Annotated in this window: 22 protein-coding genes; 18 read left to right on the plus strand and 4 right to left on the minus strand. The window is 72.5% G+C overall.

Annotated features, from left to right (window positions below; translation table 11 throughout):
* Nucleotides 1–55 precede the first annotated feature (55 nt).
* From alr to tsaE, 3 genes are all read left to right on the plus strand, one after another.
* A complete protein-coding gene (gene alr / locus ACH4XV_RS07055; RefSeq protein WP_395787314.1) occupies nucleotides 56–1,186 on the plus strand; it encodes an alanine racemase in 1,131 nt (376 codons plus the stop codon).
* Nucleotides 1,183–2,364 (plus strand): alpha/beta fold hydrolase, encoded by a 1,182-nt coding sequence (locus tag ACH4XV_RS07060; protein WP_395787316.1) that lies wholly within the window; start codon nucleotides 1,183–1,185, stop codon nucleotides 2,362–2,364. Before alr ends, ACH4XV_RS07060 begins: the two co-directional genes overlap by 4 nt.
* A 109-nt stretch (nucleotides 2,365–2,473) precedes the next feature.
* Nucleotides 2,474–2,992 (plus strand): tRNA (adenosine(37)-N6)-threonylcarbamoyltransferase complex ATPase subunit type 1 TsaE, encoded by a 519-nt coding sequence (gene tsaE, locus ACH4XV_RS07065; protein ID WP_395787318.1) that lies wholly within the window; start codon nucleotides 2,474–2,476, stop codon nucleotides 2,990–2,992.
* A 52-nt stretch (nucleotides 2,993–3,044) separates the two neighbouring features.
* Here the strand turns inward: tsaE and ACH4XV_RS07070 are convergent, their stop codons facing one another.
* Both ACH4XV_RS07070 and ACH4XV_RS07075 read right to left on the minus strand, forming a co-directional pair.
* Entirely contained in the window at nucleotides 3,045–5,345 is a 2,301-nt protein-coding gene (locus ACH4XV_RS07070) for a transglycosylase domain-containing protein (protein ID WP_395787320.1), read from the minus strand.
* Between the two features lie 215 nt (nucleotides 5,346–5,560).
* Nucleotides 5,561–6,184: a L,D-transpeptidase gene (locus ACH4XV_RS07075; protein ID WP_395787322.1), complete on the minus strand. Its 624-nt coding sequence runs from the start codon at nucleotides 6,182–6,184 to the stop codon at nucleotides 5,561–5,563.
* A 150-nt stretch (nucleotides 6,185–6,334) separates the two neighbouring features.
* On the opposite strand from ACH4XV_RS07075, the gene tsaB reads away from it, so the two are divergent.
* From tsaB to ACH4XV_RS07100, 5 genes are all read left to right on the plus strand, one after another.
* A complete protein-coding gene (tsaB, locus tag ACH4XV_RS07080; RefSeq protein ID WP_395787324.1) occupies nucleotides 6,335–7,018 on the plus strand; it encodes a tRNA (adenosine(37)-N6)-threonylcarbamoyltransferase complex dimerization subunit type 1 TsaB in 684 nt (227 codons plus the stop codon).
* 202 nt (nucleotides 7,019–7,220) lie between these two features.
* Nucleotides 7,221–7,709, plus strand: coding sequence for a ribosomal protein S18-alanine N-acetyltransferase (gene rimI / locus ACH4XV_RS07085; protein WP_395787326.1), 489 nt, complete (start codon nucleotides 7,221–7,223; stop codon nucleotides 7,707–7,709).
* Nucleotides 7,702–8,745, plus strand: coding sequence for a tRNA (adenosine(37)-N6)-threonylcarbamoyltransferase complex transferase subunit TsaD (tsaD, locus tag ACH4XV_RS07090; protein ID WP_395787328.1), 1,044 nt, complete (start codon nucleotides 7,702–7,704; stop codon nucleotides 8,743–8,745). The genes rimI and tsaD overlap by 8 nt, the downstream gene beginning before the upstream one ends.
* A 2-nt stretch (nucleotides 8,746–8,747) precedes the next feature.
* On the plus strand, nucleotides 8,748–9,023 hold the full coding sequence (locus tag ACH4XV_RS07095; protein WP_395787330.1) for a hypothetical protein: 276 nt from the start codon (nucleotides 8,748–8,750) through the stop codon (nucleotides 9,021–9,023).
* A 288-nt stretch (nucleotides 9,024–9,311) separates the two neighbouring features.
* Complete coding sequence (locus ACH4XV_RS07100) at nucleotides 9,312–10,205, plus strand: polysaccharide deacetylase family protein (RefSeq protein WP_395787332.1); 894 nt, start codon at nucleotides 9,312–9,314, stop codon at nucleotides 10,203–10,205.
* Nucleotides 10,206–10,223: 18 nt separating this feature from the next.
* On the opposite strand, the gene ACH4XV_RS07105 is transcribed toward ACH4XV_RS07100, so the two are convergent.
* Entirely contained in the window at nucleotides 10,224–11,456 is a 1,233-nt protein-coding gene (locus tag ACH4XV_RS07105; RefSeq protein ID WP_395787334.1) for a methyltransferase domain-containing protein, read from the minus strand.
* 335 nt (nucleotides 11,457–11,791) lie between these two features.
* On the opposite strand from ACH4XV_RS07105, the gene groES reads away from it, so the two are divergent.
* The 3 genes from groES (at nucleotide 11,792) to ACH4XV_RS07120 (ending at nucleotide 14,888) form a co-directional block, all read left to right on the plus strand.
* A complete protein-coding gene (groES, locus tag ACH4XV_RS07110; protein WP_078975694.1) occupies nucleotides 11,792–12,100 on the plus strand; it encodes a co-chaperone GroES in 309 nt (102 codons plus the stop codon).
* A 134-nt stretch (nucleotides 12,101–12,234) separates the two neighbouring features.
* Nucleotides 12,235–13,863, plus strand: coding sequence for a chaperonin GroEL (gene groL / locus ACH4XV_RS07115; RefSeq protein WP_395787336.1), 1,629 nt, complete (start codon nucleotides 12,235–12,237; stop codon nucleotides 13,861–13,863).
* Between the two features lie 206 nt (nucleotides 13,864–14,069).
* On the plus strand, nucleotides 14,070–14,888 hold the full coding sequence (locus ACH4XV_RS07120; RefSeq protein ID WP_395787338.1) for an SDR family oxidoreductase: 819 nt from the start codon (nucleotides 14,070–14,072) through the stop codon (nucleotides 14,886–14,888).
* Nucleotides 14,889–15,089: 201 nt separating this feature from the next.
* Here ACH4XV_RS07120 and ACH4XV_RS07125 read toward each other — a convergent pair whose 3' ends face one another.
* Nucleotides 15,090–15,422: a WhiB family transcriptional regulator gene (locus ACH4XV_RS07125; RefSeq protein ID WP_078975691.1), complete on the minus strand. Its 333-nt coding sequence runs from the start codon at nucleotides 15,420–15,422 to the stop codon at nucleotides 15,090–15,092.
* Between the two features lie 549 nt (nucleotides 15,423–15,971).
* Here ACH4XV_RS07125 and ACH4XV_RS07130 point away from each other — a divergent pair.
* From ACH4XV_RS07130 to ACH4XV_RS07160, 7 genes are all read left to right on the plus strand, one after another.
* The gene (locus ACH4XV_RS07130; RefSeq protein ID WP_020549179.1) at nucleotides 15,972–16,583 is read left to right on the plus strand and encodes a response regulator transcription factor; all 612 of its coding nucleotides are present in this window, start codon (nucleotides 15,972–15,974) and stop codon (nucleotides 16,581–16,583) included.
* Between the two features lie 230 nt (nucleotides 16,584–16,813).
* On the plus strand, nucleotides 16,814–17,407 hold the full coding sequence (gene shbA / locus ACH4XV_RS07135; protein ID WP_078979276.1) for an RNA polymerase sigma factor ShbA: 594 nt from the start codon (nucleotides 16,814–16,816) through the stop codon (nucleotides 17,405–17,407).
* Entirely contained in the window at nucleotides 17,404–17,610 is a 207-nt protein-coding gene (locus tag ACH4XV_RS07140) for a hypothetical protein (RefSeq protein WP_078975690.1), read from the plus strand. Before shbA ends, ACH4XV_RS07140 begins: the two co-directional genes overlap by 4 nt.
* Nucleotides 17,611–17,829: 219 nt before the next feature.
* Nucleotides 17,830–19,332 carry an IMP dehydrogenase gene (gene guaB, locus ACH4XV_RS07145; protein WP_395787340.1) on the plus strand — a complete coding sequence of 501 codons (1,503 nt, stop codon included), beginning with the start codon at nucleotides 17,830–17,832 and terminating at the stop codon, nucleotides 19,330–19,332.
* A 135-nt stretch (nucleotides 19,333–19,467) separates the two neighbouring features.
* On the plus strand, nucleotides 19,468–20,583 hold the full coding sequence (locus tag ACH4XV_RS07150) for a GuaB3 family IMP dehydrogenase-related protein (RefSeq protein ID WP_078975688.1): 1,116 nt from the start codon (nucleotides 19,468–19,470) through the stop codon (nucleotides 20,581–20,583).
* 230 nt (nucleotides 20,584–20,813) lie between these two features.
* The gene (locus tag ACH4XV_RS07155) at nucleotides 20,814–22,520 is read left to right on the plus strand and encodes a glycerol-3-phosphate dehydrogenase/oxidase (protein ID WP_395787342.1); all 1,707 of its coding nucleotides are present in this window, start codon (nucleotides 20,814–20,816) and stop codon (nucleotides 22,518–22,520) included.
* Nucleotides 22,521–22,731: 211 nt separating this feature from the next.
* Nucleotides 22,732–24,594: a protein kinase gene (locus tag ACH4XV_RS07160; RefSeq protein ID WP_395787344.1), complete on the plus strand. Its 1,863-nt coding sequence runs from the start codon at nucleotides 22,732–22,734 to the stop codon at nucleotides 24,592–24,594.
* The last annotated feature ends 8 nt before the right edge of the window (nucleotides 24,595–24,602 follow it).

Genomic DNA, 24,602 nt, shown 5'->3' on the forward strand with positions numbered 1-24,602 from the left:
GGACCGCGCCCCGGACTCGCGTTCGATGATCGTCGTCGGAAGGACCACCTGCCCCATGCGTGCCGAAGCGCGGATCGATCTGGATGCGATTCGGGACAACATCGCGGCCATTCGAGCCCGGGTGGGGTCGGCGGCGGTGATGAGCGTGGTCAAGTCGAACGCCTACGGACACGGCATGATCCCCTCCGCGCGGGCCGCCCGCGCGGGCGGCGCCACCTGGCTGGGCACCGCCGTGGTCGAGGAGGCGCTGGCGCTGCGCGCGGCGGGCGACACCGGCCGGGTGCTCGCCTGGTTGTGGGCCCCCGGGGACGCCTTCGAGGACGCGGTGCGCGCCGACGTGGACATCTCGGTGAGCGGGTCGTGGGCGCTGCGCGAGGTGGTGGCGGCCGCCCGGGCGGCCGAGCGACCGGCGCGCGTGCACCTGAAGGCGGACACCGGCCTGGGGCGCAACGGCTGCACGCCCGCCGACTGGCCCGCCCTGGTCGACGCCGCGCTCAAGGCCCAGGCCGACGGCACGGTCGAGGTGGTCGGCCTGTGGTCGCACTTGGCCTGCGCCGACGAACCCGGGCATCCGTCCGTACCGGCCCAGCTGGGCGAGTTCGTGGCGATGCTCGCCCACGCCGAGGGCCGCGGGGTCACCCCCGAGGTGCGGCACATGGCCAACTCGCCGGCCACACTGCTTTTGCCCGACAGCCACTTCGACCTGGTCCGGGTCGGCCTGGCCGGCTACGGCCTCTCGCCCGTGCCCGAGGTCGGCGGCCCGGCCGACTTCGGCCTGCGCCCCGCGATGACGCTGGCGGCGAACCTGGCCGGGGTCAAGCGGGTGCCGGCCGGCCACGGCGTCTCGTACGGGCACGCCTGGATCGCGCCGACGGACACCAACCTCGCACTGATCCCCACCGGTTACGCCGACGGCATCCCCCGCCACGCGAGCAACGTCGGCCCGGTCCTGGTGGCGGGACGGCGGCGCACGATCGTGGGCCGCGTCGCGATGGACCAGTTCGTGGTCGACCTCGGCGACGACGAGGCGAGCGCGGGCGACGAGGCGATCCTGTTCGGCCCCGGCGACCGGGGCGAGCCCACCGCCGAGGACTGGGCGGCGGCGATCGGCACCATCTCCTACGAGATCGTCACCCGCATCGGCGCCCGCGTGCCCAGGGTCCACACCGGGACGGGCGCGTCGTGACCACTCCCGTACCCGCCTCCTCCGGCGCCGGCCGCGCGCTCGGCCGCCGGGCCGGCATCGTCGGCGCCGCGGTCGGCGTGCTCGCGGCGGGCGCCGCCGCGGGCGTGGCGATCGAGCGCATGACGGTCGGCCGCGCCTTCCGCCGCCGTACCGAGGCCCAACTGGACGCGCTCGCCGAGTTCGGCACGCTGCGCGGCGAGCCGCAGCTGATCACCGCCGAGGACGGCGTCGAGTTGTACGCCGAGGTGGACGGCAACCGGGACGCCCCGGTGACCGTGGTGTTGTGCCACGGCTACTGCCTCGACATGGACTGCTGGCACTACCAGCGGGCCGCGTTGCGCGAGGAATACCGGCTGGTGCTCTACGACCAGCGCAGCCACGGCCGCTCCGGTCGCGGCGCGCCGGAGACCTCGACGATCGACCACCTCGGCGCGGACCTGTACACCGTGCTCGGCGAACTCGCGCCCGAGGGACCGCTGGTGCTGCTCGGCCACTCGATGGGCGGGATGACCATCATGGCGCTCGCCGACCAGCACCCCGAGCTGTTCGGGGAGCGGGTGATCGGCGTCGCGCTGATGAACACGTCGGCGGGCCGCTGGGCGACGGTGACGCTGGGCATCCCGGCGGCCGGGGCCCGGTTGGTGCACCGGATAGCGCCGGGGCTGCTGCGTACCCTCGGCCGGCGCGCCGCGCTGGTGGAGGCGGGTCGGCGCGCGGCCCGCGACCTGGTGTACCTGTTCACCGAGCGATACGCCTTCGACTCGGAGGTGGACCCCACCCTGGTGCGGTTCACCGACCGGATGATCTCGGGCACCCCGATCGACGTGATCGCCGAGTTCTTCCCCGCCTTCGAGACGCACGACAAGCTGGCCGCGCTGCCGGCGCTGGAGACGGTGGAGACGCTCGTGGTGGCCGGGGAGGGCGACCTGATCGCGCCCGCCTCGCACAGCGAGGCGATCAAGGAGGCGCTGCCCGGCGCCGAGTTGCTGATCGTGCCGGACTCCGGACACCTGACCCCGCTGGAGCATCCGGAGGTGGTGAACGCGGCGCTGCGCGGGCTGCTCGCGCGCGCCGTGCGCGCGCCCGGTCGGCGCGGCGGGAAATCCGGTGGGCACGGGCGCGGTGAATCCTCCGCGCAGGTCGGATTCGACGTGGGTCGGGATCCTGACGGACAGTGATCCCGTGCAGGTGTCCCGAGACCGCGGGCGGATTCGGGACGACGGTGGGGTCCGAGGCGGTTCGGGCCGACGGGACCGGCGTGGTGGGAGTGCTGAAGTGGTGCGAAGTGTGACCGTGACGGTCGCCGGCGGCGCGGACACGCGCGCGCTGGGCGCCCGGTTGGCGAAGGTGTTGCGGGCGGGCGACCTGCTCGTGTTGTCCGGCGGTCTGGGCGCGGGCAAGACGACGCTGACCCAGGGCATCGGGGTGGGCCTGGGCGTGCGCGGCGCGGTGACCTCGCCGACGTTCGTGATCGCCCGCGTACATCCGTCCGAGGTCGGCGGTCCGGCCCTGGTGCACGTCGACGCCTATCGACTCGGCGGCTCCGCCGACGTCACCGCGGAGATCGACGGCCTCGACCTCGACGCCTCGCTCGACGAGTCGGTGACCGTCGTGGAGTGGGGCGAGGGCATGGTCGAGGACCTGACCGAGGACCGCCTGGAGGTGGCCATCGACCGCGACCACGCCGAGGCGGACCCGCTCGCCGCGAGTGCGGGCGACTTCGCCGGCGACGAGGTGCGCACGATCCGGGTGACCGGGATCGGGGCCCGCTGGGCCGGCGCCGACCTGGACGGGTTGGCGGGCTGACGCCCCGGGCGGGTCCGGCGGCCCCGTCGGGATCCGCCGGACCGGGTCTCGGTCAGGTGCCCGTTGCCGGGGCCTGGGAGGCGGGCGTTTCGGGCGGGCTCGGGGACCGGCTCGGCGGGCGGGTGCTCGCTCCGCCGCCGGTGGAGGTACCCGGCGAGGAGGTGCCCGTCGGCGCCGTCGTGGTCGGCGGGGTGGTGTTCGGCGGCGCGCTGCTCGCGGGCGCCGTCGTCGGGGGCGCCGTGCCGGGCGGCGGCGTACCGGTGCTCGGCGGCACCAGACCGGTGTCGGGACCGCCGAGACCGCCCTCGGTGTCCTCCGGGAAGTCGGCTGCGCCGGCGCCGGCGAGCGCGGCGCGCATGTAGGTCGTCCACATCCGGGTCGGCAGGTTGCCGCCGTCCACCCGGTCCAGCCCGGCGACGCCGGACAGGGACAGGAACGCGTGCGTGTCGGCGTCCTCGCGGAACATGCCCATCGAGGTGGCCAGGTCCGGGGTGTACCCGACGAACCAGGCCGAACGGTTGTCGTCGGTGGTGCCGGTCTTGCCCGCCGCCGGGCGGTTCAGCGCCTGCGCGCGAAATCCGGTGCCGTCGTCCACGACACCGCGCAACACCCGGGTGACCGCGTCCGCCTGCCGGCTGTCGTAGGCGTCCTTGGCGTCGTGGTCCGGCAGGTCGATCGTGTCGCCGCCGCGGCTGAGCTTGTCCACCGGGTACGCGTCGCGCTGCTTGCCCTCGGCGGCGAAGGTGGCGTAGGCCGAGGCCATGTCCAAGGCGCTGGGCGTGGAGGTGCCCAGCGAGACGGACGGTACGGGGCGCAGCCCCGGCGTGGTCGCGGGCAGTCCCGCGTCCACCGCGGCCCGCACCACCCGATCGGTGCCCACGTCCATGCCGAGTTGGGCGTAGACGGTGTTGACCGACCGGTCCATCGCCCGCGCCAGGGTGATCTGCCCGTAGCTCGCGCCGTCCTCGTTGCCGGGCTGCCACGGCACCCCGTCCTGGATCACCGGCTTGCCGTTCGGATAGTGGATCACCACGTTGTCGTTGCCGTTGTAGACCGTGGCCGGGGTGATCCGCACCCGTTTGCCGTCCGGGTCCTGGGCGCCGTCGCGCAGCCCGGCGGCGAGTACGAACGGTTTGAACGTGGAGCCGACCTGCACGTCGCGGCGGGTGGCGTCGTTGACGAACTGTTTGACGTAGTTCGGCCCGCCGTAGACCGCCACGATGCGCCCGGTGCCGGGCTCCACGGACGCGGCGCCCACCCGCACCCCGACGTCGGCGGAGCGGCCGGCGGGGTCGAGCGACTGGGCGAGTTGGTCCTGCACGGTCTTGTACAGCGTCTCGGTCTTGCGCTTGTCGAACGTGGTGGTGATCGCGTAGCCGCCCGCGTCGAGCCGGTCCTCGTCGACCACCTTGTGGTCGAGCAGGTAGCGCTTGGCCATCTCGACCAGATAGCCGTTGACCCCGGCCAGGTTGGCCGCCGGGCGCGGATCGACCGGCTCCGGGAAGACCATGCCGGCGCGCCGCTCGGGGGTCAGCCACTTCTCCTTGACCATGCCGTCGAGCACGTAGTTCCACCGGGCGAGGATCCGCCGCCGGCCCGCCTCGCCCGCGTTGCGCACGTCGTTGGCGCTCGGCGCGTTGAGCAACACCGCGAGGTAGGCGCCCTGTTCGACGGTGAGCTGCCCGACGTCGACGCCGTAGTACGCCTGTGCGGCGGCCTCGACGCCGTAGGCGCCGCGCCCGAAGTACACGCTGTTGAGGTAGCCGGTGAGGATGTCGTCCTTGGGTACGGTGCGGTCGAGCTTGACCGCGATGATCGCTTCCTTGAACTTGCGGCCCAGCGTCTGTTCCTGGGTGAGGTAGACGTTCTTGACGTACTGCTGGGTGATCGTCGAGCCGCCCTGGAGGCCGCCTCCGCCGCCCGCGAGATTGCTCAGCAGGGCGCGGACGGTGCCGGTGATCGAGACGCCGGAGTTCGAGTAGAAGGAGCGGTCCTCGGCGGCGAGCACCGCGTGTTGCACGTCGATCGGGATCGCGGCCAGCGGCACCGCCTGCCGGTTGGTGGCGCCGGTGCGGGTGATCTCGGTGCCGTCGCTCCAGTTCCAGACGTTGCTCTCCTGCCGGGCCTGCGCGTTGACCGTCTCGGGGACCGGGGTGATCGCGTAGACCAGGCCCACGGCGGCGAACAGGCCGGACAGGGCCAGGAGCAGCAGGGTGAGCAGGTGCTTGAACGAGGGCAGCCAACGGCGCGGACCCCGGCGATTGCTCCGGGGATAGTCGAACAGCCTGCGCCGGGGAGTCGGCCCCTGGACGTCGCCGGGACCGCTGCTCCGACCGGAGGAGTCGTGCGCCACGCCGCCCACCTGTTCCTCGGTGCCATTGCCCTGACGGGCCCTGCCGGTCGCCCGCGTGTGCCCGGTGGGGCCGGTGGGGCCAGAGGGATCATCATCCCGATGATATGTGGGCAAAGCTGAAGAAAGGCCGCCGAATCGGACAATGGTGGGCGTGGCGTGGCGGACCCGATCGGCTCAGGACCTCGCGGCGGCGCTCGGCGCGCGGCGACCGGGGCTCAGGGCACCACGATGACGGGTGTGCCGACCGGGGCGAAGTTCCACAGCGCGACGCCGTCGTCCGGCGTCGAGCGGATGCCCGCGCTCTGCTTGGCGGGCGGTGCCGAGGTGCGCGGGCGGGCGGTGCCGGTGGGGGAGGGGCCGGCTTTGCCGCCGCTGTCGATCTGGTCCAGCGGGGTGTCCGTGGCCGCGAAGCCGAGCGGCACGCCCTGGACCGCGCCGAAGCGCACCGAGTAGGTGATCCGCAGGCCGTCGCTGCCGGTCTGCGCCTCCTCCTTCTTCAGCGTCACCTGGAACGTGCCCGGCTGCGGCTTGATCGGCGCGGGGGCCACCCGGTACTCGCGCAACATGCGCTCGGCCTCGTCGACCAGCCAGACGTGGTTGTCCTTGAGCGAGTACACGACCCGCTTGCCGGTGCCGGAGTTGGCCGGCACGGGCGGTGGGACGTAGGCCGGCGCCACGGGCGCGCCGGAGGCGCCGGACGGGGTCGGCGTGCTCGTACGCGCTATTCCCCGATTGTCCGGTGCGGAGTTCGCGGCCTGGACCGCGAGGAAGCCGACGCCGACCAGCGCGGCGATGGTGATGCCCGCGACGGCCACGCCCGGGTTGAGCCGCTTCGCCATTGCCTTGGGTCCCTCTTCCGCCGTGTGTCGGCCTCCATGGTGCCGGCAGCCGGTGCCCCCGCGTCGGAGCCGGGTCGGCTTTTCCCCGCGAACGCGTCCCGGGAGGCGCCGGCGGGCGGGCCCGCGCTCCGCGGTCGGTAGCCTGGTGCCGTGCTGCTGCTCGCCTTCGACACCGCCACCCCGGCCGTCACGGTCGCCCTCCACGACGATTCCCGCGTGCTCGCCGGTTCCACCCGGATCGACGCGCGCCGGCAGGGCGAGTTGCTCGCGCCCGGCATCGTCGACGTGCTCCGGGCGGCGGGACGCACCCGCGCCGAGCTCACCGACATCGCGGTCGGCGTCGGCCCCGGGCCGTACACCGGCCTGCGGGTGGGCATCGTGACCGCGCTCGCGCTGGGTGACGCGCTCGGCATCCCCGTGCACGGCGTATGCACCCTGGACGCGCTCGCGTACGCGGCCGGCCGCGACGCCACGGTCGCCGGGCCGTTCACGGCCGCGACCGACGCGCGCCGCAAGGAGGTCTACTGGGCGCGCTACGACGACGCCCACACGCGCGTCGAGGGACCGTCGGTGGACCGCGCCGGCGACCTGGCCGCGACCGTCACCGCGCTGCCCGCCGTCGGCGCGGGCGCCGCGCTGTACCCGGAGGCGTTCGCGGACGTGCGCGGCCCCGAACACCCGGACGCCGCCGCGCTCGCGGCGTTCGCCGTCGAACGCCTGACCGCCGGCCTCGCCCTGCTCCCGCCGGAGCCCCTCTACCTGCGCCGCCCCGACGCCCAGGTCCCCGCCGGCTACAAGGCCGTCACCCCCGCGGGGCCCCCGCCCGCGGCGTAGGGCGTGTCCTCAAACCCCCGCCGAGCACCGCGACGCCCGGCACCGCACCTCGCCGCCCCGGAGAAACAGGCGAATAGAACCACTATGCACCTGCTTCTCCGGCACGCCGATGCGCGGCACCGGACGCCGCGGAGCCCGACGGGGGTTTGAGGACACGCCCTGGCCCGGCCGGGCCACGCCGGGCAGGGCCTAGACTTCCGGCATGGAATTCGGGTCTCGCCTGCGGCGGATGCGGTGGTGGGACATCGAGGCCGTGATGCGACTCGAGCACGAGTTGTTCGCCGAGGACGCGTGGTCGGCGGGGATGTTCTGGTCCGAGTTGTCGGAACCGGAGATGCGGCACTACGTGGTCGCCGAGGACGAGACCGGCGCCCTGGCGGGATACGCCGGGCTCGCGGTGATCGGCGACGAGGGCGACGTGCAGACCATCGGGGTGCGCCGCGATCGGTGGGGCACGGGCCTGGGCGCGTTGTTGTTGACCGAACTGCTCGACCTGGCGGTGGCGCGCGGCTGCCGGGACGTGCTGCTCGAGGTGCGGGTGGACAACGCCCGCGCGCAGGCGCTGTACGAGCGCTTCGGCTTCAAGGGGATCGGCGTGCGCCGGGGCTACTACCAGCCCGCCAACGTGGACGCGTTGGTGATGCGCTGCGATCTGAAGGAACGTCGGGAAGGAACGGCCACCGGTGGCTGACGAACCACTCGTCCTGGGCATCGAGACCTCGTGCGACGAGACCGGCATCGGCATTGTGCGCGGCACCACGCTGCTCGCCGACGCGGTCGCCTCCAGCGTCGACGAACACGCCCGGTTCGGCGGTGTGGTGCCCGAGGTCGCCAGCCGCGCGCACCTGGAGGCGATGGTGCCGACGGTGCGCCGCGCGCTCGCCGACGCGGGTGTCACGATGGGCGACATCGACGCGATCGCGGTCACCTCGGGCCCCGGCCTGGCGGGCGCGCTGCTGGTGGGCGTCGCCGCGGCCAAGGGCTACTCGGTCGCCCTCGACAAGCCGCTGTACGGCGTCAACCACCTGGCCTCGCACGTGTGCGTGGACCAGCTGGAGCACGGCAAGCTGCCCGAGCCGTGCATGGCGTTGCTGGTCTCCGGCGGGCACTCCTCGCTGCTGCTCGTGCCCGACATCACCTCCGACGTGCGCCCGCTGGGGTCGACCATCGACGACGCGGCTGGCGAGGCGTTCGACAAGGTCGCGCGCGTGCTCGGACTCGGCTTCCCGGGCGGCCCGGTGATCGACCGGTGGGCGCGCGAGGGCGACCGCGCCGCGATCGCCTTCCCGCGCGGGCTGACCGGTCCGCGCGACGCGCCGTTCGACTTCTCCTTCTCCGGCCTCAAGACCTCGGTCGCGCGCTGGGTCGAGGCCCGGCAGCGGGCCGGGGAGAGCGTGCCGGTGGCGGACGTGGCGGCCTCCTTCCAGGAGGCGGTGGTCGACGTGCTGACCCGCAAGGCGATCCGGGCCTGCAAGGAGAACGGCGTCGAGCACCTGATGATGGGCGGCGGAGTGTCCGCCAACACCCGCCTGCGGGCGCTGGCGCAGGAGCGCTGCGACGCGGCCGGGATCGTGCTGCGCGTGCCGCGGCCGGGCCTGTGCACCGACAACGGCGCGATGGTCGCCGCGCTCGGCGCCGAGATGGTCGCCCGCGACCGGGCCCCCTCCACACTGTCCATCCCGGCCGACTCGTCGATGCCGGTCACGATCTCGCAGGCGGTGTCCTGACCATGGCGATCGCGGCGATGTGGGAGGCCAGGACCGAGTCCGGCGACGGTGCGGCGCTGGCCGCGTGGGTGCACGAGGTGGCGCTGCCCGTCGTGACCGGCGCGCCCGGCCTGGAGCGGATCGAGGTGTTCGCCGCCCCGGACGCACCCGACGGGGACCGCGTGGTGGTGATCGCGCTGTGGACCGGCCCGCCGGTGGCGCTGCCCGAGCCGCCGGCCGCCCTGGTCGCCCGGCCGCCGCACACCTGGAACTTCGAACGACTCAGCATCGGCCCCTGAAGCCTCGGCGCCGCCCTCGCCCCGCCCGAGTCGGCGCAACACTCGACCCGCGTCCGACGAGGAGGCCATTCGCAAGCCGGACGCGGGTCGAGTGCCTTGGCTGATGGCTGCGTGCCGCCGCACGTGCCATTGGCCTTGCCGGGAGTGTGCCCAGCTCATCGGCTGCTCAACAGTCCTTCGACAGTCCCTTGAACAGGGCTTGTCCGGACCGTGACAGGCCGCCGCGCCGCGTAGCGTGGGCGCGGGTGGATCGGGCGAACGGTCCAGGCGACGGAAGGGCCGGCGACAGTGGCGCATGGAACGGTACAAAAGCGGCGAGGCGTATACGCCTCGGTCGGCGTCGGCCTGGCCGGCGTACTGCTGCTCGCGCTGACCGGCTGCGGCGGCGGATCCGACGGCACGTCGTCGGTGAAGGCGACCGAGGCACCCTCCGGCGGTACCTCGACCGCAGCCGCCAAACCGGCGCCCGCGGCCAAGCCGGACACCCCCGGCGCCGACCCCGCCACGCTCGCCGCGAAGTGGAATCTGAAGCCGTTCGCCGCGCCGCCGGCCCCGCCCGCGGACAAGCCGATCAAGGGGGGCGGGCCCAAGCCGCCGGTGGTGGAGAAGATCCCCACACAGGAGAAGATCGTGTTCATCACGATCGACGACGGCGCGGAGAAGGATCCCAAGTTCCTGGACATGATGCGGGACCTGCGCATCCCGGTGGGGATGTTCCTCAACGACACCTACGTGCGCCAGGACCCGGAATACTTCCGCAAGCTCCAGGACCTCGGCGCCACCGTGCAGAACCACACGCTCTCCCACCCCGACCTGAAGACCCTGGGCGCCGATGCGCAAAAGCACCAGATCTGCGGCCAACAGGACCGGCTCGGCGAGCTGTACGGCAAACGCCCGACGTTGTTCCGCCCGCCCTACGGCAACTGGAACGCGACCACGCAGACGGTGGCCGGCGGTTGCGGCGGGATCGGCGCGATCGTGAAGTGGCAGGAGTCGATGCAGATCAACGACATGCAGTACGCGGGGGAGAAGAAGCTGCACCCGGGCGACATCATCCTGGCCCACTTCCGCGGCCCGAGTGAGCTCAAGGGCACCACGATGACCGAGATGTTCGGCAACATGCTGCGCAAGATCCAGGCCCAGGGCTTCACGATCGCGCGCCTGGAGGACTACATCGGCTGAGGACCGCCCCGGCCCCGGTCACCCGCCGCAGGGCACCGGGTGACCGATCAGCATCGTGGGCGCCCCCGCCACCCGGGTCAACAGCACCGTGGCCGCGTTCGGACCGGTGGGGCGGACCCGGCGGCGGACCTCCTCCGGCTCGACCGCCGAGCCGCGCTTCTTGACCGTCAGGGTGCCGACGCCGCGCTCGCGCACCAGGGCCTTGAGCCGCTTGAGGTTGAACGGCAACACGTCGGTGATCTCGTACACGCTCGCGAACGCGGTGTGCACCAGCCGGTCCGAGGTCAGGTAGGCGATCGTCTCGTCCACCAGGTTGCCGTCCACCAACTCGCCGACCTCGGACACCAGATGGGCCCGGATCACCGCGCCGTCCGGCTCGTAGAGGTAGCGGCGCATCGGGCCCACCGGCGCCCGCCGGACCACCCCCGAGGCCAGCTCGGCGCCGCCGGGCAACAGGGTGGCACGCAGACCGGCCCGGGCGAGCCCGCCCCACCACAACACCGCCTCCTTGACGTCGCCGCGGTCGGAGACCCACTCCGCCTCCATACCGGCGGGCACGATCTCGTGCGGGATGCCGGGGGCCACCTTGGCCGCGCCGGCGGGGACGCGGGCGGCGAGGGTGGTCAGGAACGAGAAGGGCGGCGCGTACGACTCGGGGTCGAAGGTGCGACCGCGGGCGGTGCGCCGGGCCGGGTCGATCAGCGCCGCGTCGTAGCCGGACGGATCCACCTCGGTCGCGTCCGCGCACTCGACCGTGAGCAGGTCGGCCAGGCCCAGCGCCTCCGCGTTGGCCCGGGCCACCGCGCAGGTCGCCGGATCGAGGTCGACCGCGTGCACCGCGACCCCGGCGCGGGCCAGCGCGAGCGCGTCGCCGCCGATGCCGCAGCACAGGTCGATCGCCCGGCGGACGCCGGCCGCGGCCAGCCTGGCGGCCCGGTGGTCGGCCACCGAGGTCCGGGTGGACTGCTCCAGGCCGTTGGACGTGAAGAACATCCGGTCCGCGTCCGCCCCGAACTTGGCCCGGCCGCGCTGCCGCAACCGGGTCTGGGTGAGCGCGGCGGCGATCAACTCCGGCGGATGTTCCCGACGCAACCGGGTGGCCAGCGACAACTCGTCCGCGGCGTCGTGTCCGGCCAGCAGGTCGAGCAGGGAGCGGCCCTCGTCGGTCCGCAGCGCGGTGAGGGCTTCGATGGCGTCGGTGTACACCCGGCCATTCTCGCCGAGCGCCCGGCCCCATCGATCCGCGCCCATCGGCATGAAGCCGGTTCGATCGGTCCGCGCCCATCGGCATGAAGCCGGTTCGATCGGTCTGCGCCCATCGGCATGAAGCCGGTTCGATCGGTCTGCGCCCATCGGCATGAAGCCGGTTCGATCGGTCTGCGCCCATCGGTATGAAGAACGCTCGCGACGCGCTGAATCTGGCACTCTGGTTGACGGAGTGCTAACCGCCACCTAGTGTCTGTGCTGGCACTCTCCCCATGAGTGTGCCAGTGCGATACGAGCAGGTCCGGCACCCGCGACGACGGATCTGTCCCATTCGCCGACAGACATTTTTCCGTGAGATCTCCGAAGGGGGAGGTCGCATCGTGACGACCGCCAACACCAAGGTTGCCATCAAGCCGCTCGAGGACCGCATCGTGGTTCAGACGCTTGAGGCCGAGCAGACCACCGCGTCGGGTCTCGTGATCCCGGACACCGCCAAGGAGAAGCCCCAGGAGGGCGTCGTCCTGGCCGTGGGCCCGGGTCGTTTCGAGGACGGTCAGCGTCTGCCGCTCGACGTCGCCGTCGGTGACACCGTGCTGTACAGCAAGTACGGCGGCACCGAGGTGAAGTACAACGGCGAGGAATACCTCGTTCTCTCGGCCCGCGACGTGCTCGCGATCATCGAGAAGTGACATCGCGCTGACGCGCCGGAACCGGTGACGGTTCGACGACCCCGCCCCGGATCGCCCTGCCCTCGCGGCCGGTGGACCCGGGGCGGAGTCGGTTGTACGACGTCGAAAAGCAACCTTTAAGGACGAAGACCCTCATGGCGAAGATCCTCCAGTTCGACGAGAAGGCCCGGCGGTCGCTGGAGCGCGGCGTCAACGCGCTGGCCGACACCGTCAAGGTCACGCTCGGCCCCAAGGGCCGCAACGTCGTGATCGACAAGAAGTTCGGTGCCCCGACCATCACCAACGACGGCGTGACCATCGCCCGTGAGGTGGAGCTCGAGGACCCGTACGAGAACCTTGGCGCGCAGCTCGCCAAGGAGGTCGCGACCAAGACCAACGACATCGCGGGTGACGGCACCACCACCGCGACGGTGCTCGCCCAGGCGCTGGTGCGCGAGGGTCTGCGCAACGTGGCCGCCGGCGCGGCCCCGATGGACCTGAAGAAGGGCATCGACCTCGCCGTCGCCGCCGTGTCCGAGCAGCTGCTCGGTACCGCCCGCGCGATCGACGGCAAGGAGGACATCGCCGCCGTCGCCGCGCTGTCCGCCCAGGACAAGCAGATCGGCGAGCTGATCGCCGAGGCCATGGACAAGGTCGGCAAGGACGGTGTGATCACCGTCGAGGAGTCCCAGACCATGGGTCTGGAGCTGGAGTTCGCCGAGGGCCTTCAGTTCGACAAGGGCTACCTGTCGCCGTACATGGTCACCGACCAGGAGCGTATGGAGGCCGTCCTCGACGACCCGTACATCCTGATCCACCAGGGCAAGATCTCGGCCATCGCCGAGCTGCTGCCGCTGCTGGAGAAGATCATCCAGGCGGGCGCGTCGAAGCCGCTGCTGATCGTGGCCGAGGACGTGGACGGCGAGGCGCTGTCCACCCTGGTCGTGAACAAGATCCGCGGCACCTTCAACGCGGTCGCGGTCAAGGCCCCGGGCTTCGGCGACCGCCGCAAGGCGATGCTGGAGGACATGGCGATCCTGACCGGCGGTCAGGTCATCGCCCCCGAGGTCGGCCTCAAGCTCGACCAGGTCGGCCTGGAGGTGCTGGGCAGCGCCCGTCGCATCACCATCACCAAGGACGCCACCACCCTGGTGGACGGCGCCGGTGACGGTGCCGCGATCGCCGACCGGGTCAAGCAGATCAAGCGTGAGATCGAGTCCACGGACTCCGACTGGGACCGCGAGAAGCTGCAGGAGCGGCTCGCGAAGCTGGCCGGCGGCGTGTGCGTGATCCGCGTGGGCGCGGCCACCGAGGTCGAGCTCAAGGAGAAGAAGCACCGTCTCGAGGACGCGGTCTCCGCGACCCGCGCGGCCATCGAGGAGGGCATCGTCGCCGGCGGCGGCACCGCCCTGGTGCACGCGGCCTCGGTGCTCGCGGAGAACCTGGGCCAGACCGGCGACATCGCGACCGGTGTCTCGGTCGTGCGTCGCGCCGTGGTCGAGCCGCTGCGCTGGATCGCCGAGAACGCGGGCCTCGAGGGCTACGTGATCGTCAACAAGGTGCAGGAGCTCGGTGTCGGGCACGGCTTCAACGCCGCGACCGGCGAGTACGGCAACCTGGTCGACTCGGGCGTCATCGACCCGGTCAAGGTGACCCGCTCCGCGCTGCAAAACGCCGCGTCGATCGCGTCGCTGCTGCTCACGACCGAGACCCTGGTCGTCGAGAAGCCGGCCGAGGAAGAGCCGGCCGGGCACAGCCACGGCGGCCACGGCCACTCGCACTAGTTCCACGCGCATCGGTTCCGCGCACGGGTAGTCCGCGCACCGGTTCCACCCCGCACGTCCCCGACGGGCCCGACCGCATCCCCGCGGTCGGGCCCGTCGGCCTTTTCGCCGCCGGCCCGATCTGCGAGAGTGCCCGGAGCCCGATAACTGACGGACCGTCAGCCGCCGGGTGCGGCCGATCCCGTCGAGCAGCACGAAGGAGACACATGGGTACCTACGCGATCACCGGCGCCGCCTCCGGCCTGGGCGCCGCGACCAAGGCCCGGCTGGAGGCGGACGGGCACCGGGTGATCGGCGTCGACCTGCGCGACGCCGACGTCACCGTGGACCTGGGCACGGCCGAGGGTCGGGCCGAGGCGATCACGCGGGTCACCGAGCTGTCCGGCGGCGTGCTCGACGGCTTCGTGCCGTTCGCGGGCCTGGCCGCGGCCACCGGTCGGTCGGGCGGCCTGCTGGTGTCGGTGAACTACTTCGGCGCGATCGTGCTCCTGGAGGGGCTGCGTCCGCTGCTCGCCGCAGGCGACGGCGCCTCGGTCGTGCTGATCAGCTCGAACTCCACGACGGCGCAGCCGAACTGGCCGGTCGAGGTGGCCGAGTTGTGCCTGGCCGGGGACGAGGCGGGGGCAAGCGCGGCCGCCGAGGCGTTCGGCGAGTTCGCGGCGCTGCAGGCCTACCCCGCGACCAAGGCGGCGCTCGCCTGGTACGCCCGCACCCGGTGCGCCGAGTACATCGCCGACGGTATCCGGCTCAACGCGATCGCGCCGGGCCTGATCGAGACCCCGATGACGGCCGAGGGGCGCACGGACCCGCTGACCGCCGAGGGCATGGAGATGTTCCTGAACACCATCCCGGCCGGTCGCGGCGGCCGGCCCGAGGAGATCGCCGCGCTGGTGGCGTTCCTGCTCGGCGGCGAGTCGAGCTTCTTCGTCGGCTCCGTGGTCTTCTGCGACGGCGGCACCGACGCCTCCTTCCGGGGCAAGGACTGGCCGAAGGTGTGGGAGATGGACATGTCCGCCTTCCAATAACGGGCCGGACCCTCCCGCGCGTCCCGTGCCGACACGTGTCGCGCGACCGGCCCGTGTCGACGTTCGGCGGCCCGCCCCCTGGCTCGGGGGCGGGCCGCCGAACGTTTCACGACGGTGTTGTCGGGCGCCGCCGTCGGGGCGGGAGACGAGGCGCGGGCGCCCGTGGGGGGCGATGCGTGGAGGTCGTGCAGGTCGTGAAGATCAGTGCGTCACGGACGCGCCGCTCGCCGCGGCCGCCCGTTCCGCGGCGACCCCGTGCCGGCGGTCGCTGTCGAGTTCGACCCGTTCGTCCTCGGTGAGCCCGCCCCATACGCCATACGGCTCGCGCACCTTGAGCGCGTGCGTGGCGCACTGGCGACGGACCGGGCACCGCATGCAGACTTCCTTGGCCGAAGCCTCCCGGGCGACCCTGGCGGCGCCTCGCTCGCCTTCGGGATGGAAGAACAGTGCGCTGTCGACTCCGCGACAGGCTGCCGACAGCTGCCAGTCCCACAGATCGGCGTTGGGGCCGGGGAGTCGCGAGAAATCAGCCATGACTCGTCCCTCTTGCTTATCGCGTACGAGTGATCGGTGAGCAGGGATGCCACCTCTGGTGCGGACCGTGCAGAACAGTCGTGATCAAGCGATCAGAAGTAGGTGCGACTGTGTCACGAAATGATCAGTTCCAATCCTAATTCCCACTTATGCATCGAATCCCGAAAAAATTACCCAGACTGGGGTCCATGGCTGCTGTATCGGGCTAATTGGGGTGATGTGGTGCGAATGGGCGTGGTGTGCATGGAGGGGCGTTCGGGGTTGGGAGCGGTGAGGACAGGGGTGTGCGGGGCGGCTGCCGGGTGGCGTGAGGCGGCCGGGCTTCACCCTTGCGTGTCCTTCGGGACGGTCGCCTCGTTGTGGTGGCGGCGGAGCGGAACTCCCCCCGTAACCCTTTCGAGTGATGCTCGTTGGGGTGGGTGAAGCGGTTGGCGACGAGGGCGGTCGGGGCTGGATCCCGAGCCACCGACCCTCGGGGCCGCCGCAAAGGAAACGGTACGTACAGGCGTGGAGGCTCAACGTGACGCGGATCCACTGCGGAGGCCGGCGATGACGACCGTCCTGGTCTGCGACGATTCCCCGCTGGTTCGGGAGACCCTGCGGCGGGCGGTGGCCACGGTCCCCGGCGTCGAGAGGGTGACGACGGCCACGAGTGGCGAGGAGGTACTGCGGCGCTGGGGCGCGGAGCGGTCCGACCTCGTCCTCATGGACGTGCGGATGCCCGGGCTCGGCGGCGTCGAGGCGGTGCGCCGCCTCCTGGCCGGCGACCCCGGCGCGCGGGTGATCATGCTGACGATGGCCGAGGACCTGGACGGGGTGGCCCTCGCGGTCGCCGCCGGGGCTCGGGGATATCTGCACAAGGACGCGTCGCGCGCGGAACTGCGCGCGACCGTCTCCCAGGCGCTCGCCGACCCGACGTGGCGGCTGGCGCCCCGGCGGTTGCGCTCGCCCGACATGGGCGTGGCGCCGACCCTGACGGCACGTGAGATCCAGGTGCTCGAGGGCATGAGTCACGGGCGCAGCAACGCCGAGATCGGGCGCGAGCTGTTCCTGTCCGAGGACACGGTCAAGACCCACGCCCGACGCCTGTTCAAGAAGCTGGGCGCGTCCGACCGGGCGCACGCGGTCGCGCTGGGATTCCGGTGGGGACTCGTGCGATGACGAACGTCCGCGAGGACCTCCCCGACCGCGAGGGCCCGGGGGTTCGTCCGGGCGACCACGGTCGGTGGGGACTTGTGCGATGAGGCGGGTGCCGACGGCCCCCGACGGGCGAGGGTCCGTGCGGTGAATGCCGTTGCCCGGGGGGCCGGATGAGTCCCCCGGGTCGGCATGGCCGTGATTCGGTTGCCGATCCCTGCATACTGAATGGCATGGGTGGGACCCCCGAGCGAATGCCGGACGAGTCGTACGAAGCACACGCGCACGCCGACGACGGCATGCGTGCCGTCGTGGTCCGCGCGGTCCAGGGGGATGTGCAGGCGACCGACGAACTGCTCGCCTACGTCCGACCACTGGTGTTGCGCTACTGCCGAGCCCGGCTCGGCCGGGTCTCCGGTGCCGAGCACGCGGCCGACGACGCCGCGCAGGAGGTGTGCCTGGCGGTGCTCTCCGCGCTGCCGCGATATCGCGACGAGGGGCGCCCGTTCGAGGCGTTCGTCTTCGGCATCGCCGCACACAAGGTGGTCGACGTGCAGCGTGCCGCGATGCGCGGCGCGGTGCCCACCTGCGATCTGCCCGAGGCGGTGGACGACCACCCCGGGCCCGAGGACCAGGTGGTGCGGCGCAGCGACGCCGCGCACGCGCGCGCCCTGCTCGGCAGGCTGCCCGACAATCTGCGCGAACTGCTCGTGTTGCGGGTCGCGGTGGGGTTGTCCGCCGAGGAGACCGGGCGGGCGATGGGCATGTCGCCCGGGGCGGTGCGGGTCGCCCAACATCGCGCGTTGACCCGCCTGCGGGCGTTGGCGGGCGAGGAGAAGACCGCGTGAGCGGCGGTGGTGTGCGGTTCGGCGGTCGATCCGGCACCGCCGACCTGGGTCTGCTGCGTCAGGACGACGAACTCGTGGAGCAGCTGCGCCGGCGGCGCCCGCTCCCCGTCCAGGACCGGATCGTCGGCTTGTTCGACGCGCTGCTCGCCGAGGTGGACGGCACCGCCGCGAACCGCCGTCGGGTGGTGCCGGACCGGTGCTGAGTCCGGTGCCGATTCCGGCCGGGAATGGTCGGGGTCGGGTGTGCCGTTGTGCTCACCGTCGGCAAGCGGGCTCGAAGCACCGCGCGGGGCCAGTAGCATGAACCCTCAACCCACCCATCCGCTTGCCGAGAGCGCGTTCTCGTCCTACCCGGCTACCCGGGGACCCCGTTCCTCGCGGGGCCGGCGGAGCGGTCCATCGGAATACCTTCGGAAGGTGTCATGAGTCTCACGGCCGACGGCGTACCCGAGAAGTTCGCGATGCTCGGGCTGACGTACGACGATGTCCTGCTGCTGCCGGGCGCGTCCGACGTCGTGCCGAGCGAGGTGGACACCTCCGCCCGGGTCACCCGCAACATCCGCGTCCGCATCCCGCTGCTGTCGTCGGCGATGGACACCGTCACCGAGGCGCGGATGGCGATCGCCATGGCCCGCCAGGGCGGTGTCGGTGTGCTGCACCGCAACCTGTCGGTGGAAGACCAGGCCGCGCAGGCGGACACGGTCAAGCGGTCCGAGGCCGGCATGGTGCTCGACCCGATCACCATCGGCGCCGACGCCACGCTGCAGGAAGTCGACGCGCTGTGCGCGCGGTTCCGGATCAGCGGTGTTCCGGTCACCGACGACAAGGGCCGACTGCTCGGCATCGTCACCAACCGCGACCTGCGCTTCGAGGTCGACCACTCGCGCCGCGTGCGCGACATCATGACCCCGATGCCGCTGGTCACCGGCAAGGTCGGCACCACCGGCGATCAGGCGATGGAGCTGCTGCGCCGGCACAAGGTGGAGAAGCTGCCGCTGATCGACGACGCCGGCAAGCTGCACGGCCTGATCACGGTCAAGGACTTCGTCAAGAGCGAGCAGTATCCGCACGCGACCAAGGACACCGACGGCCGGCTCGTGGTCGGCGCCGCGATCGGCACCGGCGACGACAGCTACCGCCGCGCCCAGGCGCTGGTCGAGGCGGGCGTCGACTTCATCGTGGTGGACAGCGCGCACGGCCACTCGCGCAACGTGCTGGAGATGATCGCCAAGGTCAAGGCGAACACCAAGGTCGACGTCATCGGCGGCAACGTGGCCACCCGCGACGGAGCCCAGGCGCTGATCGACGCGGGCGTGGACGGCGTCAAGGTCGGCGTGGGCCCCGGCTCGATCTGCACCACCCGGGTGATCGCCGGCGTCGGCGCGCCCCAGGTCACCGCGATCTACGAGGCGGCGCAGGCGGCGCGGGCGGCGGGCGTGCCGGTGATCGGCGACGGCGGCCTCCAGTACTCCGGCGACATCGCCAAGGCGATCGCGGCGGGCGCGGACACCGTGATGCTGGGCAGCCTGCTCGCGGGTTGCGAGGAGAGCCCCGGCGACCTGATCTTCATCAACGGCAAGCAGTTCAAGTCCTACCGGGGCATGGGCTCGCTCGGCGCGATGCAGTCGCGCGGCCAGGCCAAGTCCTTCTCCAAGGACCGCTACTTCCAGGACGACGTGCTCTCCGAGGACAAGCTCGTCCCCGAGGGCATCGAGGGCCAGGTGCCCTACCGGGGCCCGCTGTCCGCCGTCGCGCACCAGCTGATCGGCGGCCTGCGCGCGTCGATGGGCTACGCCGGCGCCGCGACCGTGACCGAGCTCCAGGACAAGGGCCGCTTCGTGCGGATCACCTCGGCCGGGCTCAAGGAGTCGCACCCGCACGACATCCACATGACGCAGGAAGCGCCGAACTACCACTCGCGCTAGCGGGCGCCGTGGTATCCGTACTACACCGAGGGGCCCCGTCCGTACGCCGGGCGGGGCCCCTCGCCTGCGTACTCGCCCCGTACCCTGGGACACGGGGATTTTCCCAGCCACCGATTCCAGCAGGAGAGGCGCAACGTGACTGAGGTCGAAATCGGCCGGGGCAAGCGTGGCCGGCGTGCCTATCACTTCGACGACGTCGCCATCGTCCCCAGCCGGCGGACCCGGGACCCCGAAGAGGTCTCGATCGCGTGGCAGATCGACGCGTACCGGTTCGAGCTGCCGTTCCTGACCGCGCCGATGGACAGCGTCGTGTCGCCGCAGACCGCGATCGAGGTCGGCCGGATGGGCGGCCTCGGCGTGCTCAACCTCGAAGGGTTGTGGACCCGCTACGAGGACCCGACGCCGCTGATCGAGGAGATCGGCGCGCTCGACGAGGACGCGGCGACCCGGCGGATGCAGGAGATCTACGCCGAGCCGATCAAGGAGGAGCTGATCGGCGCGCGGATCAAGCAGATCCGCGACTCGGGCGTGGTCACCGCCGCGGCGTTGTCGCCGCAGCGCACCGCGCAGTACCACAAGGCCGTGATCGACGCCGGCGTCGACGTGTTCGTCATCCGCGGCACCACCGTCTCGGCGGAGCACGTGTCCGGTCGGGCCGAACCGCTGAACCTCAAGCAGTTCATCTACGACCTCGACGTGCCGGTGATCGTCGGCGGGTGCGCGACCTACCAGGGCGCGCTGCACCTGATGCGGGCCGGCGCGGCCGGCGTCCTGGTCGGCTTCGGCGGCGGCGCGGCGCACACCACGCGCGGCGTGCTCGGCGTCGCGGTGCCGATGGCGACCGCGGTGGCCGACGTGGCCGAGGCGCGGCGGGACTACCTCGACGAGTCGGGCGGGCGCTACGTGCACGTGGTCGCCGACGGCAGCGTGGGCCGCAGCGGCGACATCGCCAAGGCGGTGGCGTGCGGCGCGGACGCGGTGATGATCGGCTCGGCGCTGGCCCGGGCGAGCGACGCCCCCGGCGCCGGCCACCACTGGGGTTCGGAGGCGCACCACCCCGAACTGCCGCGCGGCCGGCGGATGAACCTGGGCGCGGTGGGCACCCTGGAGGAGATCCTGCTCGGCCCCTCGCACGTGTCCGACGGTTCGATGAACCTGTTCGGCGCGCTGCGCCGGGCGATGGCCACCACGGGCTACTCGGAGCTGAAGAAGTTCCAGCAGGTCGAGGTCACGGTCTCGCCGGCGCACTGACCCGAACCCCCGTCCGGCCCCGAACACCCTCGGTGTTCGGGGCCGTTCGTCGTTTCCGGGCGGTTCAAGGGTGGCTCGCGGGTGGCCCGCGGGCACCTCGTCCGCGGGGTGCGCGCGAGTCGTGCGGCGCATGCGGGGTCCGGGCGGCGGGGCAATGGGTACACGCAGGAGGGGCGCGTCGTCGCCGTCCGTGTGGTCCCTTGCGTGATGATCGAGGTCGGAGGTGGCGGATGCGGACCACGGCGATGGGGCCCGCAGAGCGTGCGCGGGCGCTGCGGCGGATGGCCGAGCGCGAACTGGACATCGTCGTGGTGGGCGGCGGCGTGGTCGGCGCGGGCACCGCCCTGGACGCGGTCACCCGGGGTCTGTCGGTGGGGCTGGTGGAGGCGCGCGACTGGGCGTCGGGCACCTCCAGCCGCTCCAGCAAGCTGATCCACGGCGGGCTGCGCTACCTGGAGATGTTGGACTTCGCGCTGGTGCGCGAGGCGCTGCGCGAGCGCGGGCTGCTGCTGCGCACGCTGGCGCCGCACCTGGTCAAGCCGGTGCCGTTCCTGTATCCGCTGCGCCACCGCGGCTGGGAGCGGCCCTACGTCACCGCCGGGGTGACGCTCTACGACACGATGGCGATGTCGGCCGGGCAAGATCCGGGGCTGCCTCGGCACCGGCAGCTGACGCGGCGTCAGGCGCTGCGCCTGGCACCGGCGTTGCGCAAGGACGCGCTGGTGGGAGCGGTGCAGTACCACGATGCGCAGGTGGACGACGCGCGGTACACGATGACCCTGGTGCGCACCGCCGCCGGCTACGGCGCGCACGTGGCCTCGCGGGCGACGGTGACCGGCTTTCTGCGCGAGGGCGAGCGGGTGGTCGGGGTGCACGTGCGCGACATGGAGACCGGCGCGACGTACGACGTCCGGGCCGGGCAGGTGGTCAACGCGACCGGGGTGTGGACGGACGAGACCCAGGCCATGGTCGGCGAGCGCGGGCAGTTCCACGTGCGCGCCTCCAAGGGCATCCACCTGGTGGTGCCCAGGGACCGGATCCACTCCTCGACCGGGCTGATCCTGCGCACCGAGAAGAGCGTGCTGTTCGTGATTCCGTGGGGCCGGCACTGGATCGTCGGCACCACCGACACCCGCTGGGATCTGGACAAGGTGCATCCCGCGGCGAGTCGGGCGGACATCGACTATCTGCTCGACCACGTCAACGAGGTGCTCGCGGTGCCGCTCACCCGCGAGGACGTCGAGGGGGTGTACGCGGGCCTGCGTCCGCTGCTCGCGGGCGAGTCGGACGCCACCTCGCAGTTGTCCCGCGAGCACACCGTGGCGCACCCGGTGCCGGGTCTGGTGGTGGTCGCGGGCGGCAAGTACACGACGTATCGGGTGATGGCCGCGGACGCGGTGGACGCCGCGGTGCACGGCCTGGATCGTAAGGTGCCGCCGAGTTGCACCGCGACGGTGCCGCTGGTGGGCGCGGAGGGGTATCGGGCGCTGTGGAACGCGCGGGCCTCGACGGCGGCGCGCACCGGGCTGCACGTGGCCCGGGTGGAGCACCTGCTGAACCGGTACGGGTCGCTGATCGAGGAGCCGCTGGCGCTGATCGCGGCGGAGCCGGAGTTGGCGTATCCGCTGGACGGCGCGGACGACTATCTGGCCGCCGAGGTGGTCTACGCGTGCACCCACGAGGGCGCGCTGCACCTGGGCGACGTGCTCGATCGCCGGACCCGGGTGTCGATCGAGACGTTCGACCGGGGCGCGCGGGCGGCCCGGGCCTGCGGCGCCTTGATGGCCCGGGTGCTGGGATGGGAGGAGGAGCGGTTGCGGCGGGAGGTGGACTACTTCCTCAAGCGGATCGAGGCGGAGCGGTCCTCGCAGGAGCAGATGGACGATCACACGGCGGACGCGGTGCGGCTCGGGGCGGAGGACATCGTCTCCGGCTGAGGCCCGGCGGCGGGCACCCGATCCCGGTGGTTGATCCGGAGTGTCGTGGGCACCTTCCCCGGCGTCGTCACGTTCCATCGATAGGCCGGTCAGGTGTCGTCGGCGAGGTTCGTCCGCGAACCGGTGGACCCCGCGCGCCGCCGGACAGGAGTATGGGAAGGCAACCACCCGATCGCGCGGCGGGACCGCGGCTGCATGGGGAGCGAGAGACTTGACCGACCCGGAAGCGCCCGAGCGTCTGCTGGCGGGGCGATACCGCCTGGGTGATCAACTGGGCCGGGGCGGGATGGGCACCGTGTGGCGGGCGGTGGACACCATGTTGGATCGCGACGTGGCGGTCAAGGAGATGCGGCTGCCCCGCTACGAGGACGAGGACGAGCGCGGCACGCTGAGCGCGCGAATGTTGCGCGAGGCGCGGGCGGCGGCTCGGATCGACCACCCGAACGTGGTGACCATCTTCGACGTCGCCGAGCAGGACGAGCGGCCCTGGATCGTGATGGAACTGGTCCGCGGGCTCTCCCTGGCCCAGGAGTTGGACAAGGAGGGGCCGATCCCGCCCGAGCAGGTCGCCGAATTGGGCCTGCGCCTGCTCGCCGCGCTGGAGGCCGCGCACGAGGTCGGCGTGCTGCACCGCGACGTCAAGCCCGCGAACGTGCTCTTGGCCCGCAACGGCCGGGTGGTGCTCACCGACTTCGGCGTCGCCTCGGTCGAGGACAGCGCCACGCTCACCCAGGCCGGCGCGATGGTCGGCTCGCCCGAATACCTGGCGCCGGAGCAGATCGCGGGCGAGCCGCCCGGGCCGCCCGCCGACCTCTGGTCGCTCGGCGCGACGCTGTTCGAGGCGGTCGAGGGCCGACCGGCGTATCGCCGCAACACGCACGCGGCCACCCTCGCCGCGGTGGCCGCGGGCCGCTTCCCGGAGGTCTTCCTGGCCGGCCCGCTGACCCCGGTGCTCAAGGCGCTGCTGGTCAAGGACCCGGCGCGGCGCGGCTCGGTGGCCCAGGTGCGCGAGTTGCTCCTGGAGATCGTCGAGCGCATGCCGACCGCGGCCGGCGGATCGACCTCCGAGCGTTTTGTGCCCGACCGGACCCGGCCCGGCGCGGTGCGGCGGCACGGTGTGCGGGTGACCGGCCATCCGCACATCCCGCTGCGCCCCGGCACGCCGCGGGCGCCGGGCACGCCGCGTCCGCCGGCCCGGGCGGGCGCGGGCACCCGGGGCGGCGCCCGCGGGAGCCTGGACGAGACCTCCACCAACGTGCGCCTGCCCCGCGAGGGCGGCGCGTTCCGGGCCCGCTACCGGCGCTGGCCGCGCTGGTGGTTCCGGCACTGGACGACCATCCTGACCTCGGTCGGCATCGCCACCGCCGCCGGCGCGCGCTGGCTGGCCGCGTTCGGCAACTGGACCGGGATGTACACGATCGTGCTGCTCGCGCTCGCGCTGAGCGTGTGGTTGGTGTTGCCGCACCGGCGGATCCCCCGGTCGGTGCCGATCGCGATGTTGCTCGGGGTGATCGCCGGCGGTGCGCTGGAGGTGGCGAAGATCAATCCGAACCCGATCATCGTCGGCGCGCTGATCGGCGGCTGCCTGGTGGTCGGCCCGCTCGTGGACAACAAGGTGATACCGCGACTGCGCCGGCGGCGCCGCACCGACCTGGGCTTCGCGCTGCCCGTGCCGGAGGGCTGGACCTGTACGGACAGCCAGAGCGGGCTGACGGTGACCGACCCGGACCGGCTGATCTCGGTCACCGTCACCGTCGACCGGGGCATCGTGATGGCCCCCGAGGAGTCGGTCGCGCACCGCGAGCACGGCAGCGTCGGCGGGCGGGAGCGGCTGGACGGCGAGGACTACGAGCGGCTGCTCCTGCAGGCCATCGACTACCGGGGCCACGAGGCCGCGGAGTGGGAGTACGTCTGGCGCGGCCAGGACCTGACCACCTACCACGGCAAGGACCTGGTCGTGCGCACCACGTCCGGCCTGCGCTACTGGCTGACCGTGCGCGGTCGCGACGACCTGTGGGGCACGGCCGGCGCCTATTACGAGCACGCCCGCCGTCACCTGTCGATCGCCGGCTGACCGGGCCC

Origin of the sequence: Embleya sp. NPDC020630, from assembly GCF_044334985.1 — a bacterium.
In the GTDB taxonomy this organism is placed as follows: domain Bacteria; phylum Actinomycetota; class Actinomycetes; order Streptomycetales; family Streptomycetaceae; genus Embleya.